Source organism: Parvibaculum sp., from assembly GCF_045863935.1.
Lineage (GTDB): Bacteria > Pseudomonadota > Alphaproteobacteria > Parvibaculales > Parvibaculaceae > Parvibaculum.
Map to the genome: position 1 here is coordinate 1 of NZ_BTVP01000001.1, position 15,631 is coordinate 15,631.

18 protein-coding genes are annotated in these 15,631 nt (G+C 64.6%); 8 read left to right on the forward strand and 10 right to left on the reverse strand.

Annotated features, from left to right (window positions below):
* The first annotated feature begins 56 nt into the window (after positions 1-56).
* A complete protein-coding gene (locus tag ACKUUH_RS00005; protein WP_407947785.1) occupies positions 57-566 on the forward strand; it encodes a hypothetical protein in 510 nt (169 codons plus the stop codon).
* Positions 567-570: 4 nt separating this feature from the next.
* Here the strand turns inward: ACKUUH_RS00005 and ACKUUH_RS00010 are convergent, their stop codons facing one another.
* A complete protein-coding gene (locus ACKUUH_RS00010; protein WP_407947786.1) occupies positions 571-1,857 on the reverse strand; it encodes a dipeptidase in 1,287 nt (428 codons plus the stop codon).
* A gap of 151 nt (positions 1,858-2,008) precedes the next feature.
* On the opposite strand from ACKUUH_RS00010, the gene ACKUUH_RS00015 reads away from it, so the two are divergent.
* Entirely contained in the window at positions 2,009-2,896 is an 888-nt protein-coding gene (locus ACKUUH_RS00015) for an FkbM family methyltransferase (protein ID WP_407947787.1), read from the forward strand.
* On the opposite strand, the gene gshB is transcribed toward ACKUUH_RS00015, so the two are convergent.
* The 5 genes from gshB to rsmI form a co-directional block, all read right to left on the reverse strand.
* Positions 2,893-3,831 carry a glutathione synthase gene (gshB, locus tag ACKUUH_RS00020; RefSeq protein ID WP_407947788.1) on the reverse strand — a complete coding sequence of 313 codons (939 nt, stop codon included), beginning with the start codon at positions 3,829-3,831 and terminating at the stop codon, positions 2,893-2,895. The two genes, ACKUUH_RS00015 and gshB, sit on opposite strands and share 4 nt — an antisense overlap.
* 100 nt (positions 3,832-3,931) lie before the next feature.
* Positions 3,932-4,780 (reverse strand): SirB1 family protein, encoded by an 849-nt coding sequence (locus ACKUUH_RS00025; RefSeq protein ID WP_407947789.1) that lies wholly within the window; start codon positions 4,778-4,780, stop codon positions 3,932-3,934.
* A 56-nt stretch (positions 4,781-4,836) separates the two neighbouring features.
* The gene (locus ACKUUH_RS00030) at positions 4,837-5,427 is read right to left on the reverse strand and encodes a BON domain-containing protein (RefSeq protein WP_407947790.1); all 591 of its coding nucleotides are present in this window, start codon (positions 5,425-5,427) and stop codon (positions 4,837-4,839) included.
* A 57-nt stretch (positions 5,428-5,484) separates the two neighbouring features.
* Complete coding sequence (locus ACKUUH_RS00035) at positions 5,485-5,856, reverse strand: YraN family protein (RefSeq protein ID WP_407947791.1); 372 nt, start codon at positions 5,854-5,856, stop codon at positions 5,485-5,487.
* A 13-nt stretch (positions 5,857-5,869) separates the two neighbouring features.
* Entirely contained in the window at positions 5,870-6,754 is an 885-nt protein-coding gene (rsmI, locus tag ACKUUH_RS00040) for a 16S rRNA (cytidine(1402)-2'-O)-methyltransferase (RefSeq protein ID WP_407947792.1), read from the reverse strand.
* Positions 6,755-6,865: 111 nt separating this feature from the next.
* On the opposite strand from rsmI, the gene ACKUUH_RS00045 reads away from it, so the two are divergent.
* Complete coding sequence (locus ACKUUH_RS00045) at positions 6,866-8,143, forward strand: penicillin-binding protein activator (protein WP_407947793.1); 1,278 nt, start codon at positions 6,866-6,868, stop codon at positions 8,141-8,143.
* Between the two features lie 14 nt (positions 8,144-8,157).
* On the forward strand, positions 8,158-8,814 hold the full coding sequence (maiA, locus tag ACKUUH_RS00050) for a maleylacetoacetate isomerase (protein ID WP_407947794.1): 657 nt from the start codon (positions 8,158-8,160) through the stop codon (positions 8,812-8,814).
* A gap of 3 nt (positions 8,815-8,817) precedes the next feature.
* Here maiA and hemW read toward each other — a convergent pair whose 3' ends face one another.
* From hemW to rph, 3 genes are read right to left on the reverse strand one after another with little or no spacing between them, the layout of a single operon-like run.
* A complete protein-coding gene (gene hemW / locus ACKUUH_RS00055) occupies positions 8,818-10,002 on the reverse strand; it encodes a radical SAM family heme chaperone HemW (RefSeq protein WP_407948013.1) in 1,185 nt (394 codons plus the stop codon).
* On the reverse strand, positions 9,983-10,594 hold the full coding sequence (rdgB, locus tag ACKUUH_RS00060; protein WP_407948014.1) for an RdgB/HAM1 family non-canonical purine NTP pyrophosphatase: 612 nt from the start codon (positions 10,592-10,594) through the stop codon (positions 9,983-9,985). Before rdgB ends, hemW begins: the two co-directional genes overlap by 20 nt.
* Complete coding sequence (rph, locus tag ACKUUH_RS00065; protein WP_407947795.1) at positions 10,585-11,301, reverse strand: ribonuclease PH; 717 nt, start codon at positions 11,299-11,301, stop codon at positions 10,585-10,587. Before rph ends, rdgB begins: the two co-directional genes overlap by 10 nt.
* A 263-nt stretch (positions 11,302-11,564) precedes the next feature.
* Between rph and hrcA the strand changes: the two genes are divergently transcribed.
* The 3 genes from hrcA (at position 11,565) to ACKUUH_RS00080 (ending at position 14,171) form a co-directional block, all read left to right on the forward strand.
* On the forward strand, positions 11,565-12,620 hold the full coding sequence (gene hrcA, locus ACKUUH_RS00070; RefSeq protein WP_407947796.1) for a heat-inducible transcriptional repressor HrcA: 1,056 nt from the start codon (positions 11,565-11,567) through the stop codon (positions 12,618-12,620).
* Between the two features lie 96 nt (positions 12,621-12,716).
* Positions 12,717-13,352 carry a nucleotide exchange factor GrpE gene (gene grpE / locus ACKUUH_RS00075; RefSeq protein WP_407947797.1) on the forward strand — a complete coding sequence of 212 codons (636 nt, stop codon included), beginning with the start codon at positions 12,717-12,719 and terminating at the stop codon, positions 13,350-13,352.
* A gap of 114 nt (positions 13,353-13,466) precedes the next feature.
* Positions 13,467-14,171, forward strand: a complete 705-nt coding sequence (locus tag ACKUUH_RS00080; RefSeq protein ID WP_407947798.1) for an NnrU family protein — start codon at positions 13,467-13,469, stop codon at positions 14,169-14,171.
* Here the strand turns inward: ACKUUH_RS00080 and ACKUUH_RS00085 are convergent.
* Positions 14,165-14,842 (reverse strand): alpha-ketoglutarate-dependent dioxygenase AlkB, encoded by a 678-nt coding sequence (locus ACKUUH_RS00085; protein WP_407947799.1) that lies wholly within the window; start codon positions 14,840-14,842, stop codon positions 14,165-14,167. The genes ACKUUH_RS00080 and ACKUUH_RS00085 overlap by 7 nt on opposite strands.
* Positions 14,843-14,900: 58 nt before the next feature.
* Between ACKUUH_RS00085 and ACKUUH_RS00090 the strand changes: the two genes are divergently transcribed.
* Complete coding sequence (locus tag ACKUUH_RS00090) at positions 14,901-15,455, forward strand: hypothetical protein (RefSeq protein WP_407947800.1); 555 nt, start codon at positions 14,901-14,903, stop codon at positions 15,453-15,455.
* The last annotated feature ends 176 nt before the right edge of the window (positions 15,456-15,631 follow it).

The window sequence follows — 15,631 nt, forward strand, 5'->3', positions numbered from 1 at the left end:
CAAATGGTCACGAGACTCTACTTCCGACTGGATGAAACTTGGGGCGCAGGTCAGGCATGATCGCCTATGCGCGCGCTTTTGCTCTCGTCTGCGAGATGCGAAACAGCGGGCCGTTACCGCACTATTTCAATGATGGCATTGAGGCCTCTCTGCGGGCGGCCCAAGAAGACAAGAAAAATAGGAGAACCGACTCCGCGAGCCGTTCCAATAGCGTCAGAAACGGAAGCATCTTTTTTTCTGGCATATTGCTTTCATTCATTGGACTGACGGTGTCGCTAAATGACAAACTCGATAATTCTGTGCCTCCTGCTCGCGTGGTGCATGTGGTGCGACATGTTTACGAACATCTTGACTATGCTTTTGCAACCCTATTTCTACTTGCCCTTCCTTTTCTCATTCGTATCAGAGTTTTCTTTGACTGGATGAAAAACATTTTTTTCAGGAACGTTACTCGCCTCATTCAAGTATTTCCCCAGAAGGTAGCCACCACGATCTTGGCTGTTGTCACCGTGGGTCTTTTCCTTCTCACCTGGACGGTGACCACATTTCTACTCCGCGCATCGTAGCGGCCTATCGTGCCTTGCGGGCCTTTTCGACGTCTTCCATGACGCGCAGCAGATTGCCGCCCCAGAGCTTCACGATCTCTTCTTCCGAATAGCCGCGCCGCACGAGTTCCGCCGTGACATTGGCGGTCTCGCCCGCATGCGACCAGCCCTCGATGCCGCCGCCGCCCTGGAAGTCGGAGGCGATGCCGACATGGTCGATGCCGACGAGCCGCACCGCATAGCCGACATGATCGGCAAGGACGGCGACGGTGGCGCGCGGATATTTGCGGTCAAGTTCGGCGAGGCCCTCGGCGAATTTCGCCTTCGCCGCCTCGTCCGCCGCGAAGACCGCGTCGAGGCTCGTGAAGCCGAGCGAGACGGCGAGCTCGCGGCGCGCCGCCATTTTCTCGTCCGGCACGGGGTGGAGATATTCGTCGAAGGCGACGATCTGGACGACGCCACCCTTCGCGGCGAGCGCCTTCATTTCCTCGCCAGAGAGATTGCGCGGGTGGTCATGCACCGATTTCACCGCCGAATGCGAGGCGATGACTGGGGCACGCGAGGCCTCGATCGCGGCCATCGTCGCGGCGCGCGAGGCATGGGAGACATCGACCATGAGCCCCAGATCGTTGGCGCGGGCAACCGCCTCGCGGCCAAGCGCGGAAAGGCCGCCATGTTCGCCGCCCTCCTCGTTCGGCCTGTCGGCGAATTTTTCCTGCGGTTGGGCGCTGTCGGCAAGATCGTTGTGGCCGTTATGGACAAGGCCGAAATAGCGCGCGCCGAGATCGTAATAGAAGTCGAGAAGCGCCGGGTTCTTCGCAATCGAATAACCGTTCTCGATGCCGATGAGCGCGATGCGCTTTCTCTCTGCGTGCAGCGCGCGGACATCGGCGGCGGTGAGCGCCAGGCCGATTTCATCCTTATACTGAACATCCGTCATGCGGCGGATGGCGGCGAATTTCGCCAGCGCCTCGGAGGCAGCCTGCGCATAGCCGACGGGTCCGCGCTCCGTCTGGCCGACATAGACGATGAAGAAGACGGCATCGAGGCCGCCTTCGCGCATGCGCGGCAGATCGACCTGGATGGGGGGAGCGCCGCGCAGGCCCGGATCGTATTTCTCCGTGCCGAAGAAGCTCGGGATATCGACATGGGTGTCGATGACGATGGCGGTGCGGTGAATGTCGGCGGCGATTTCCTCCGGCGAGCGTTCGGGCGCGGAGGGGGAAAAGGCGGGGCGGAACGTCCAGAGCGCCGCCAGCAGCAAAAGCGCGGCGGCTGCCGCGATACCGTATCTCAAGCCGTTCATCCGCATGAAGACCTCCCCCGCAATAACCGGTCAAGACTAGCCGTATTTGGCGGATCGGCAAAAACGGACGCCCCGGCGTGGACAGTCAAGTTAACTCGCCTTATGGTCCCACGCAGCCGGCGCGTTCTCCGCGCCGTTGAGAATGCCGGGGGCTTCGTTGCGCGACTTCATTTTCGCCGCCATCGCGCGGTACTTTCCGACCGAGCGTATCGGGGAGAGCCGTCTGCTCGCGGGCATCTGGCGCGTCCTCTTCTACCTTATCCGGCCGTCGGCACCCTTCATCATGCGGTTGCCGCATTACCGGCTCTGGGTGCACCCGACGAAAGGCACGCTGACGCGCGTCGTGTTGCGGCGCGGCTATTGGGAGCCGGCGGAAACGGCGTTCTTCATCAGCCGCCTGAAACCGGGGGCCTTCGTCGTCGACGCGGGGGCCAATTTCGGTCACTACGCGCTCGTCGCATCGGGCATCGCCGGCCCGGGGGGCCTCGTTGCCGCCTTCGAACCCTTCCCGAAGAACTACGCACTTCTCCAATCGAACGTCGCCCTCCTCGCGACCGGGAATGTCGTGGCCGAACAGGCGGGGCTTGCCGCGGCGAGCGGCACGATGGACCTCATCACCGACGAGGCCAACCCAGGGGGACACAGTTTCAATCCCAACCTCATCTGGAAAGAGGGGGCGAAGATTTCGGTGCCCGTCTACGCTCTCGACGATTATATCGAGAAGCGATGCGCTGGCCGCAAGCTCGACATGTTGAAGAGCGACACGCAAGGCTATGAGTGGCAGCTCATCTCCGGCGCGCGAAAAACGATCCTGCGCGACAAACCTGTCATCCTTTGCGAGGTGGCGCCGAAGGCGCTTGCGGCGATCGGCGACTCGCACGAGGAGCTGCTCCGCTTCTTCGAGGAAGCCGGATATTCGATGCTGATCGTCGACCGGAACATCGAGCGGCTCCGTCCTATCAGCTATACGGAGCTCAAGCGGCATTTCAACGAAACGAGCCGCGAGTTCGAGGACGTGATTTTTCTGCCGCCGGAAAGTGCCTAGCGCCGCGCCTCGATGGCGTCCCAGACGAGGCCGGCGAGATTGGCGTTGTCGAAGCGGTCGATCTCCTGGATGCCGGTCGGCGAGGTGACGTTGATCTCGGTGAGATAGTCGCCGATCACGTCGATGCCGACGAAAATCAGGCCGCGCGCCTTGAGCTCGGGGCCGATGATGTCGCAGATCTCCTGTTCGCGCTTCGTCAGCATCCATTTTTCCGGGCGGCCGCCGACATGCATGTTGGAGCGCGCCTCGCCTTCCGCCGGCACGCGATTGATCGCGCCGACGGGTTTCCCGTCGACAAGGATGATGCGCTTGTCGCCCTGGCGGACTTGCGGGAGATATTTCTGCACGATGACCGGTTCGCGGTTCATCTGGCCGAACATTTCGAGGAGCGAGGCGAGATTTTCGTCGCCGTCGCGAATGCGGAAGACGCCCATGCCGCCATTGCCGAAAAGCGGCTTCACGATGATGTCGCCGAACTCCTTGCGGAAGGCGCGGATTTCGCCCGGATCGCGGCTGATGAGGGTCGGGGGGAGCAACCCCCTGAAGCGCACGGCGAAAAGCTTTTCCGGCGCGTTGCGGACTTCCGCCGGGTCGTTCACGACGAGCGTCTTCGGATGCACGGTTTCGAGAAGATGCGTCGCCGTGATGTAGCTCATGTCGAAGGGCGGGTCCTGGCGCATCAGCACCACGTCCACATCCTCCAGATAGATTTTCTCCAGACTGCCGAGCGTGGAATGATTGCCGATCTCGCGGCGCAGCGTGAGCGGGCGCATCTGCGCATAGACGCGGCCGTCGCGCATCGAGAGGTCGTGCGGCTCGTAATAGAAAAGCCTGTGGCCGCGCGACTGAGCCTCGAGCCCCAGGGCGAAGGTCGAATCCGCGTTGATGTCGATGTGCTGGATGGGATCCATCTGGATGGCGACGGAAAGGCTCATGTTCTTCTCATTCTGGCGGGGCCGTCTCTCGGCGCCGGTTCTCTGGTTCCGGGGAAAGATGGGGGGAGACGCGCGGCTTTGCGAGTAAAAAAACCGGCGGTCAGTTGAGCCGCGTGCGGAGGCGGCGCAGCGCCTCCTCGGCCATGCCCGCGATCCGCGTTTCGCCGATATCGGCGGCGAGGTCCTTGCAGGTCTCGAAGGCGTCCGCCGCGGCACCCATGTGGCCTGCATGAACCTCGAGACGGCCAAGCTCGAAGCGCAGGCCCGCGCGGTGCGGCGCGAGCCAGATCATGCGCGTCACGACCTCGCGGGCACGGGCGAAGTCGCCGCCCCTGATGGCGCGGCTCAGAATGTTGTTTTCGAGGCGAAGCAGGATGTCGCGCGGACCGACCTCCGCGCAGGCATCGGGTGTCAGACGCGCCTCCGGCCCCTCGACACCGCGCAAGAGCGAGAGCAGGCCGGCAGAGGAAAGCGGCTGGCCGCCATTGAAGGGATCGATCACGACGGCCTCGCCGCCGGCCCGCAGGCGCAGCACAAAGTGGCCGGGAAAATTGAGCCCCGCAAGATCGAGACCGAGCTTCGCGCCGACATGGAGATAGAGAATGCCGAGTGTGACGGGCAGGCCTTTCCGCCGGTCGATCACATGCGCAAGATTGGCGTTCTTCGGATCGTCGTAGGTTTCCGCATCGCCGAGATAGCGGAAGCGGCCGGAGATGACGCCGGAGAGAATGCCCGCGACCACGCTGCAGGGCGGGTGCGCATTTTCATCCAGCGCCTTGCGCGCGGCGTCCGCGAGTTCATCGAGATGTGCGTGGTAGGGATCGAGAGACACGCCCGGCCGGTCGCAGGCGGCGAGCAGCAGCGCGAGATGCGCGATGTCGAGACCGGCGTCGGGCGTCTCGCCCGCCGCGCGCAATTCGCGTTCCCACTGTTTTTCCTGTCCCGCCATGACAGGCATCATGGCGCGGAACGGAGAAAGGCGGCAAGCGCCGAAATGGGAAAATCTCAGCCCTGCCTCTTCACTTCGACATAGGAGACGACGTTGCGCACGCCCTTGATGTCGCGCGCATGCGCGATGACGCGGTCGAGTTCGGTCCGGTCGAGCGCGGTTCCCATGAGATAGACCACGCCATCCACCGTCTCGATCGAGTAGTTGATGCCGCTGACATTCTTGTCGCCTGTGAGGCGGGCGCGAAGCTTGGTGGAGATCGTCGTGTCGCTCACCGATTGCGAGAAGCTGCCTTCCTTGCCGGTATTGAGCTCGTTGATGACTTCCTTCACGCCGCCGATCGACCAGACGAGGCGGGTGACGGCGATACGGTCTTCCTGCGCGGGGACGCGGCCGGTGAGAAGCACGCGGCCCTTTCGCACCTGCGTCGAGACGCCGGAATAGAGGTTCGAATGCTGCGCGAGCAGCTTCCGGTTTATTTCGAAGGCGATTTCATTGTCGTCGACCGCCTGTTCGAGGCCGCGATCCTGGGAGGCGCCGACCGCCGCCGCACCGCCCGCACCCGCAACGAGAGGCACGCAGCCGCCCAGCGCAAGCGCCACAGGAGCAAGCAGCGCAACGGCACGTATCGCGAGAAACTTCCGCATGGTCCAATCCCCATAATCGAATTCGCCGCGGAGAATGACCTTGAAGCTGCGGCGAGATTATGGCCGCCAGGCGTCGGCGAGATGACGCGGCAGGCGGCGCGGCGCGACGAGGACCACATCGAAGCGGATATCGAGACCGGCGAGGTGCGGGTTGCGGCCGAGAAAATGCGCGGCGGCGCGCTCCAGGCGGCGCTGCTGGCGAGGCAGGATCGCCTCCACGGCATCGCCCGTTCCCCTCGCCTTCACCTCGACGATGGCGAGGCTCGAGCCCCGGCGCACCACCATGTCGATTTCGCCCGCGGGCGTCTTCAGCCGGCGCGCCAGAATGCGGTAGCCCTTGAGGCGGAGAAGGATGGCGGCCAGCGCCTCGGCGCGCAGGCCCGAGCGATAGGCCGCGCGGCCCGTCGCGGCATCGCCCCGCCTGCTCATGCCGTGCGGCTCACTATTTCGCACCCGAAAGTTCAAGCGCGCGGGCATAGATCTCGCGGCGCGGAAGGCCCGTCATCGAGACGATTTCGGCGACCGCATCCTTCAGCGAGGTGCGGGCGAGCGCGTTTTCGAGCATGGCGTCGATCTCATGCGCACAGAGCGCGACGCGCTTTTCGGGCGGGCCGACGACGATGACGATTTCGCCTTTGGGCGGCCCCGCCTCGGCATAATGCGCGGCAAGATCGCCCAACGGTCCCCGCCGCACTTCCTCGAATTTCTTGGTGAGCTCGCGCGCGACCGCCGCTTCGCGGGGTCCGAGCGCCGAGGCCATGTCGGCGAGCGCGGCTTCGAGGCGGTTCGCGCTTTCAAGGAAGACGAGGGTCGCGGGAATGGCGGCGAGTTCGGCGAGATCCTTGCGCCGCGCCTCCTGTTTCGCGGACAGGAAGCCCGCAAAGAAGAATCGGTCGGTCGGGAGCCCCGCCAGCGTCAGCGCCGCGAGGACGGAGGAGGCGCCCGGCAGCGCCGTCACATTGTGGCCCGCTTCCAGCGCCTCGCGCACGAGCTTCAGGCCCGGATCGGAGACGAGCGGCGTGCCCGCATCGGAGACGAGCGCGATCGCCTCGCCCGCTTCGAGGCGTTTCAGCACGCGCGGACGCATCTCGGCTGCGTTGTGGTCGTGATAGGGCGCGGTCTTCGCGGAAATCCCGTGGATCGCAAAGAGCTTTGCCGTCACCCGCGTATCCTCGCAGAGGACGAGGTCGGCGCGGGCCAGCACATCGAGCGCGCGCAGCGTGATGTCGCGCGCATTGCCGATGGGCGTCGCGGTCACATAAAGGCCGGGCGCAAGGCCCGCGGAGAGGCGGGTTTTTGTCTTGTCTGGTGTCGTATCTGGCGTCATGGCTGGACCTTGACCCCGGTAACCGCGTTTGGCAACGCCGGTTTACTTGACGCAGGCCGGACAGTACCCTCCGCACTCGTCCGTTTCCGCGTCCCTGCTCAGGAAAATCCGGTGAGAACAGCCGCCCGCTCCGCCTGCTTCGGCATCAAGAACGCCACGAAGGTGGCGCTCCTTTTCGGTTTCGCCCTGGCGCTCGCCGCCTGCGGGACCGACCGCCGGCCAGCGCCGCCACCCCAGGTGACGCCGCCGCCGAAAGTGGAGGTGACTCCGCCGCCGGTGACGCCGCCGCCCTCCTATGGGCGCGACCCGTCGCGCTTCTACATGCCGGCCTATATGGCGGGCGAGAGGCCGATCCGGGTTGCCCTGCTGCTGCCGTTCAATGCGCCGCGCGAGAATGTGCGCACGCTGTCGAACGCGCTTTTCAATGCGGCGCAGCTCGCACTGTTCGAATTCGACCGCGACAACATCCTGCTGATGCCGAAGGCCACCGGCGGCACGGCCGACGGCGCCAGACGCGCCGCGCGCGATGCGCTCGATGCGGGCGCGGACCTGATCCTCGGACCGCTTTTCGCGGAGGAAGTGACCGCTGTCGGGCCGCTTGCGGCGCAGGTCAACGTGCCTGTCGTCGCCTTCTCCTCCGACACGTCGGTCGGCGGCCAGAATGTCCATCTCCTTTCCTTTCCGCTCGATCAGGATGTGGAGCGCATCGTCGATTATGCGACGCTGCAGGGGATCACACGCTATGCGGCGCTTTATCCGCAGGGCACCTATGGCGAGCGCGTGCGCGCAGCCTTCCAGAGCGCGGTGTCGTCGCGGGCCGGCGAAGTGGTGGCGAGCGCGAGCTATCCTTCGAGCGCGCAAGGCATGTACGAACCGGCGGAGCGCGTCGCGCGCGCTTACGGCGGCGGCAACTATCACGCGCTGCTGCTGCCCGAGGGCGGATCGGAGCTCAAGTCGCTGGCGCCGCTGCTGCCTTATTACGACGTCGATCCGCGCGATGTGAAATTTCTCGGCACCGGGCTCTGGGACGATCCCTCGCTCGCGCGCGAGCCGCCGCTCAACGGCGCCTGGTATCCAGCGCCGCCACCCGAAGGCCATGAACAGTTCCTCACGCGCTACCGCCGCGCCTATGGCACGACGCCGCCCCGCATCGCCAGTCTCGGCTATGACGCGGTGAGCCTCGCCATTGCGCTTTCGACCCTGCCCGAGAGCGAACGCTTCACGCAGGAAGCGCTGACCAATCCGGACGGCTTTGCGGGCGTCGACGGGATTTTCCGCTTCCTGCCGGATGGCGGCACGGAGCGCGGCCTCGCCGTGCTCGAAATAAGGCCGGGCGGCGCGGTGGTGATCGACCCGGCGCCGACGAGCTTCCGGCCGGAGGTGTTCTAGAAGGAGGTCTCCCCATGGCCGAACTTCGCCTGCACAATTTCTTCCGCAATTCGGCGGGCCATCGCGTGCGCATCGCGCTGGCGCTGAAGGGGCTCGACTACGATTATGTGCCGGTGAATATCGGCCCGGCGAGCGAGCAGAAATCCGAAAGCTATCTCAGGCTCAATCCGCAGGGGCTCGTGCCGGCGCTCGAACACAAGGGCGCGGTCATCACGCAATCTTCCGCCATCATCGAATATCTCGAAGAGATGTTTCCAGATCCGGCGCTCCTGCCCGCCGATCCGCTGACCCGGGCGCGGGCGCGCGCCTTCGCCGCCGCCATCGCCGCCGAAATGCACGCGCTCAACAATTCGGGCGTGCACCGCTATCTCGCGAGCGAGATGGGGCTCGACGACGCGCAGCGGCAAAACTGGTATGCCCATTGGGCGCAGAAGGGATTTTCGGCGCTCGAAGCGCTGCTTGCCGCCGGGCCGGACACGCCGTTCTGCTTCGGCGACAAACCGACGATCGCCGACATTTTCCTGGTACCGCAGCACCTGAACTACCGGCGCTTCAAGATCGACCTCTCGCCCTACCCGCGCATCAACCGCATCGTCGCGCGATGCGAGGCACTGCCGCCCTTCCAGGCCGCGGCGCCGGAAGCGCAACCGGATTACGTCGACGGGTTCTGAAGATCAGGCGAGAAGCCGCGCGAGAACGGCGTCGAGCAGCATGCGGCCTTCGGGTGTCGCGCGAACGATGCCGTCCTTCACCGCGAGAAGATTGTCGGCGGCGAGGGCCTCAAGGCGGGCGGATGAAATTTCACTGCCGGTGAGACGCGCGTAACGCGCAAGCGAGACGCCTTCGGCAAGACGCAGGCCCATCAGCATCATCTCGTCGCCCTGCTCCGCCGGTGCGATGTCTTCCATCGCTTCGACGCCATGGCCTTCGCGCTCGACGCTGTCTATCCAATCGCCGGGGAGGCGGCGCGCGCGCGTGGCAAGCCGCTTTCCCCCGGCCATGATGCGTCCATGCGCGCCGGGACCGGCGCCTGCATAATCCCCGTAGCGCCAATAGACGAGATTGTGCCGGGACTCCGCGCCCGGGGCGGCATAGTTCGATACTTCGTAGGCTGACAATCCGGCTTCCGCGCAGACTTCCCCCGTCAGCGCATACATATCCGCCGCTTCTTCATCCTCCGGCAACGCAAAGGCGCCTTTCTCGTAGAGCCGCGCAAAGGCCGTCTCCGGCTCAATGGTGAGCTGATAGAGAGAGAGGTGATCGGCCGCATGGGCGAGCGCGGCACGCAGTTCCTTTTCCCATTTCTCCGCCGTCTGGCCGGGGCGCGCATAAATCAGGTCGAAGGAAAGACGCGGGAAGGTTTCGCGCGCGAGTGCGATGGCGCGCAATGCTTCCTCGGCGCTGTGAAGACGGCCGAGAAATTTCAGCTCCGCATCGTCGAGCGACTGCACGCCGAGCGAGAGACGGTTGACACCCGCCGCGCGGTAGCCCCTGAAGCGGTCCGCCTCGACGCTTGTCGGGTTCGCCTCGAGGGTGATCTCGGCGCCCTCCTCCATCGTCCAGAGCGAGGCGATTTTCGAGAGCACCGCGTCAACTGTTTCCGGCAGCATCAATGAGGGCGTGCCGCCGCCGAAGAAGACGGAGCGCACGCGGCGCGGCCCCGACAGCGCACGCATATGCTCAAGCTCGCGCGCAAGCGCACGCGCCCAGCGCGCCTGGTCGATATTCGCGACGACATGGGAATTGAAATCGCAATAAGGGCATTTCGACTGGCAGAAAGGCCAGTGCACGTATACGGCAAAGCCGCCTTCGGTTTCCCGCGGCGCTTCCCGCGCGGCGCTATTTACCGAAGCAGGCATCGACCAGTTGCCGGAAGGCATGCGCGCGATGCGAGATGCCATGTTTTTCCTCCGGCTCCATTTCGCCGAAGGTGATGTCGTAGCCGTTCGCGACGAAGACGGGGTCGTAGCCGAAGCCCTTGCCGCCGCGCGGCGGCCAGACGAGTTCGCCGTCGACACGGCCCTCGAAATACTCGACATGGCCGTCCGGCCAGGCGAGCGCGAGGCCGCAGACGAAATGCGCGCTGGTGTCGGAGAGGCCCGCCTCGATCATGCCGCGGCGGAGCTTTTCCATCGCGAAATCGAAATCCTTGTTCGGGCCTGCCCAGCGCGCGGAATGAATGCCGGGCGCGCCGCTGAGTGCATCGACGCAGAGACCGCTGTCGTCGGCAAGCGCGGGGAGCGATGCCGCCTTCGCGGCGGCAAGCGCTTTCAGTTCGGCGTTTTCGCGGAAGGTTTCGCCCGTCTCGTCGGGCTCGGGCAATCCGAGATCGCCCGCCGAGACGGTTTCGATGCCGAAAGGCGCGAGGAGATCGGCAATCTCGCGGACCTTGCCGGGATTGTGGCTTGCGACCACGAGCTTGCCGCCCTCGAACCTGCGCGTCATTTCGATATGACTTCCTTCTGGAGCTTCACGAGATCGGCGACGCCCGCCTTGGCGAGTTTCAGCAGCGCGAGGAACTCATCCTCGGAGAAGGGGTCGCCTTCCGCCGTGCCCTGGATTTCGCAGATGCCGCCGGCGCCGGTGATGACGAAATTCGCGTCGGTGTCGGCGGTCGAATCCTCTGCATAGTCGAGGTCGGCGACGGGAACGCCCTTGTAGATGCCGCAGGAAATCGCCGCGACGTGATCCTTGATCACGGGCGCGGAGATCATCGAGCGGGCGCGCATCCATTCGATGCATTGATGCAGCGCGATCCAGGCGCCGGTGATTGAGGCTGTGCGCGTGCCGCCATCGGCCTGCAGCACGTCGCAATCGACGCTGATCTGGCGTTCGCCCAGCGCCTTCAGATCCACCACCGCGCGCAGCGAGCGGCCGACAAGGCGCTGGATTTCCTGCGTGCGGCCGGACTGCTTGCCCTGGGACGCCTCGCGGCGCATGCGCTCATGCGTGGAGCGCGGCAGCATGCCGTATTCGGCCGTCACCCAGCCCTGCCCGCCGCCCTTCAGGAAGGGCGGTACGCGCTCTTCAAGGCTCGCCGTGCAGAGCACATGCGTGTCGCCGAAACGCACGAGGCAGGAGCCTTCGGCATGCTTGGCAATGCCGGGTTCGAAGCTGACGGCCCGCATTTCGTGCGGTTGACGTCCGGAAGGGCGCATATCGGAATCCAGTGCTGGCTGATCGTCTCTATATAAATAATTCGGACCGTTTCCAGACCGGCAAGTGTTCTGCCTGCCTAGAAAACGGTCTCGTTCGAGGCCTTGTTACATGGGGGGTGGCCCGGCGTAAAGGCGGCGCATCGCCCTGCCCGGCTCCGGCCTTGCCGCCGCTGCGAATTTCCCCGATAAAGGTTTCCAGTCGCGGGAAAGCAAACTAGATTGTTACTCAATATCAGAGGCTTATGAGGAAGCGGGTTGCGAGCATGATTGGCGTGATGGATCTCAATGAGCGCTCGCGCGAGATCCTGCGCCGCGTGGTCGAGACCTATCTCGAAACCGGCGAGCCGGTGGGTTCGCGCTTCCTGTCGCGCCAGCTTCCCCTGTCGCTTTCCGCCGCCTCGATCCGCAACGTGATGTCCGACCTCGAGGCGCTCGGCCTCATCTTCTCGCCGCATACGAGCGCCGGGCGTGTGCCGACACAGGCGGGGCTTCGCATGTTCGTGGACGGGCTTCTCGAAATCGGCGACCTGACCGACGAGGAGCGCGTCTCCATCGAGCGGCAGGTCGCGGGGTCGCACAAGAGCGTAGAGGACGTGCTGGACGAGGCAACGAAGCTTCTCTCCGGTCTCAGCCACGCGGCGGGCTTCGTCGTTGCGCCGACCTATGAGGCGGCGCTCAAGCATGTCGAATTCGTGCCGATCGACAATGAGCGCGCGCTTGTCGTCATCGTGACGGAAGGCGGCGCGGTCGAGAACCGCGTCATCGATATTCCCAAGGGGCTTACACCCTCCGCGCTGGCCGAGGCGACAAACTATCTCAATGCGCAGTTGCGCGGGAAGACGCTCGACGAGGCAAAGACCCATCTCGCACGCGAACTCGAAACGCAAAAGGCCGAGCTCAACGAGCTCACCGCCAAGGTGATCGAGGCGGGGCTCGCCACCTGGTCGGGCTCCAATGCGCCGAACGATCCGCTGGCGAAGTCGCTGATCGTGCGTGGCCGCTCGCGGCTCCTCGAAGATGTGCATGCGGTGGAAGACCTCGAACGCATAAGACTTCTGTTCGATGAGCTGGAGAACAAGCGCGACCTGGTGCAACTTCTCGGGCTGGCGGAAGAGGCGGATGGCGTGCGCATCTTCATCGGCTCGGAGAACAAGCTTTTCTCGCTGTCGGGCTCGTCGCTCATCGTGAGCCCCTATATGGATACGCAGCAGCGCGTGGTCGGCGTGCTCGGCGTGATCGGCCCGACAAGGCTCAACTATGCCCGCGTGATCCCGATGGTGGACTACACCGCGAAGCTCGTGGGCCGGCTGATCAACTGAGGGCCGCGACGGGCTGCCCGGTTGACATATCGGGCCTCCATGCGCACATGGGCGCGCACACCGAACCCAACTATCCGTGATTACCGGAAAAGACGAATGACCGACGAAACGAACAAGCCCGAAGCTGAAACGCCCGCCGAAGCGGCGGAAAACCTGGCGGAATCGCTCGCCGAGGAACCTGCCGCGCAGGGCGAGGCGCAGGACGCGGCCGCCAGCGGCCCCGATATCGCGGCGATCCAGGCCGAGAATGCCGACCTTCGGGACCGGCTGCTGCGCGCGGCTGCCGAGATGGAGAATACGAGGAAGCGGGCCGAGCGCGAGAAGCAGGACGCCGCGCGCTACGCCAATGCCGGCTTTGCCCGCGACATGCTGGAGGTTTCCGACAATCTGCGAAGGGCGCTGGCGACCCTCAAGGAAGATGAGCGCGAAAGCGCCGCCGGCAGCGTCAAGGCGATGGTCGAGGGCGTGGAGATGACCGAGCGTCAGCTTCTCGCCATTTTCGAGCGCCACGGGATCAGGGAAGTCACCCCGAAACCGGGCGAGCGCTTCGATCCGAACCATCACGAAGCGATGTTCGAAGTTCCGGGCAGCGAGCATCCGGCGGGCAGCGTCGTTCATGTGCTGGAAGCGGGCTACAAGATCGGCGACCGCCTGCTGCGGGCAGCGCGGGTAGGCGTGGCAAAGCGTGAAGATGGCGCGCAGAATGGCGGCAAGGTCGATACGACGGCATAATTCCGGCGCCTGATCCCGGCGCCCCTTGCACTCCGGCAGTGTCTGGCCCATCTTTTATAACGCTGTTATAAACCGGACCCGGGGTGGGCCGGACCATTGGGAGGAGGGCGGATCATGCTTCAGCTATGGGCGGCGGCGGCGTTTTTTCTCGGCATTCATCTTCTCGTGGCGGGCTCCAGCGCCCGGACGAAGATCGTTGGCGTATTGGGAGAGCGGGCCTGGCTCGCAAGCTTCTCGGTCCTCTCCATCGCGGGCATTTCCTGGCTCGCCTACAGCTTCAACGAGGCGGTGGCCGGACCCAATCACCTCTACTGGGCGGCGCCCGGCTGGGCCTATCACCTGTCGCCGCTCGTGATCCTCGTGGCGGCGCTCTTCGCGGTCATCGGCGTCACCACGCCGAACCCGACGGCGGTCGGCGCGGAGGCACTTGCCGAAAAACCCGAAACGGTGAAAGGCATTCTGCGCATCACGCGGCATCCCTTTCTCTGGGGTGTCGCTGTCTGGGCGCTCTGGCACATCTTCGTGAATGGCGACAAGGCGTCGATCATCTTCTTCGGCACCTTTGCGCTGCTGGCAATGCTCGGCACGTTTTCCATCGACGACAAGAAGCGCAAGCGCCTAGGCGATGCGTGGACCGGCTTTGCCGCGAGAACCTCCAACCTGCCATTCGCGGCGATCTTCGCCGGACGCAATCAACTGAAGATCGGCGAACTCGGCTGGTGGCGAATCCTTCTGGCGCTCGTCATCTTCGGCGGGCTTTTCTACGGGCATCTCTGGCTGTTCGACGTGTCGCCGGTGCCCGGTTTCCAGCCTTATTGAGCGGAAGAAGGGGGCTTCGTCACCCTTCGCAGCGTCAGGTTGATCCTGCCGCCGCCGGGCACAAGCTGAGACGAGCCGGGGATCACGCGGTCGACGCCGTGATAGCGCAGCCGCGATGCACCGCCGATCACCAGCACATCGCCGCTCGCGAGTCTGAAGCTTTTCGATTTGTCGCTTCTGGCGAATCCGCCGACGCGGAAGACGCAGCTGTCGCCGAGCGAGATCGAGACGACGGGGGCGTCCAGCGCCTCCTCGTCCTCGTCGCGGTGGAGGCCCATGCGCGATTTCGGCGTGTCGTAGAGATTGACCAGGCAGCATTCGGGCGGGGCGGGGTAGTGTGCCACCTGAGCCCAGATATCGAGTAGGGCCGCCGGTATGGCCGGCCATTTGCGGCCGTTAACGTCGTTCGTTGACGCATAGAAATAGCCGTCCGGGCGCGAGACCCAGCCCAATTCGCCGAAATTCGTCTGGCGGATCGACCAGGGCTGGCCGGTGCGCGGCATGCGCGGACGATAGGGCGGGGCGGCCTCGAAGCCCGCGGAAAGCGTGGCAAGGAGCGCCTGCTGCGCGGGAACATCCAGATATCCCGGATAGAGCCAGGTGCCCGGAAAGCCGGTTTCGACCGGCCTTCGCCCCTTTGAGGGCTCGTCTTTTGGCACTTTATATGTCATATTAACAGGCATTCTACCGGGTGGCGCGGCCATGGCCCGCGCGAAAATGGGGGTACGCATGAAAAGGATAATCGGGCTTTGCCTGACGGCAATGCTTCTTGGGGGGATGCTTTCGGGCTGCGCGGCGGCGGCGATCCAGGGCGCCTCGCGCGCCAAGGACAACGCAATCATCGCGGGTAATGAAGACGAGGCGGCGGCGGGCGACGTCGCGGCGCAGATGAAGGTGGGCGACGCCCATTGCTGCACCATCGCAGGGAGCGCCGGCGTTCTCAACAACCAGAAGGCGACCGAGTGGTACTGCAAGGCGGCGGACCAGGGCGAACCGCGCGCCTTTTACGAGCTTGGCCGCATCTATTCGGGCGACCTCGTGCGCGGCATGAACGGCCCGGCGAAGATCGGCGCCCTGCTGACGGAGCAGCGCGAAAACAAGCCACTGGCGCTGATGTGGTTCAACCTCGCGATGGAGCAGGGCTATGGCGATGCCATGGGCGAGATTTCCGATCTGCGCGAGGACATGACCGGGCCCGAGACGCAGCAGGCGAGCCTTCTCAAGAAGAACTGGCGCGAACAGCCCTGCGAGTGGAACGAGGTCTATCTGGACAACCAGCGCTGATCCTTCAGGGTAACCGGCGCGTTTCGCACCGGAGTTTCAAAAGAGAACCCGCATCGGCGCCCGCCGCCGGTGCGGGTTCGCTGTTTCAGGGCCGCAGTGAGTCCCAAAAGCCCCGCCATGTGGCCATATTGCCGCATCAACGCTTGCGGGCCGTAGAACCCAAACCTATATACAGC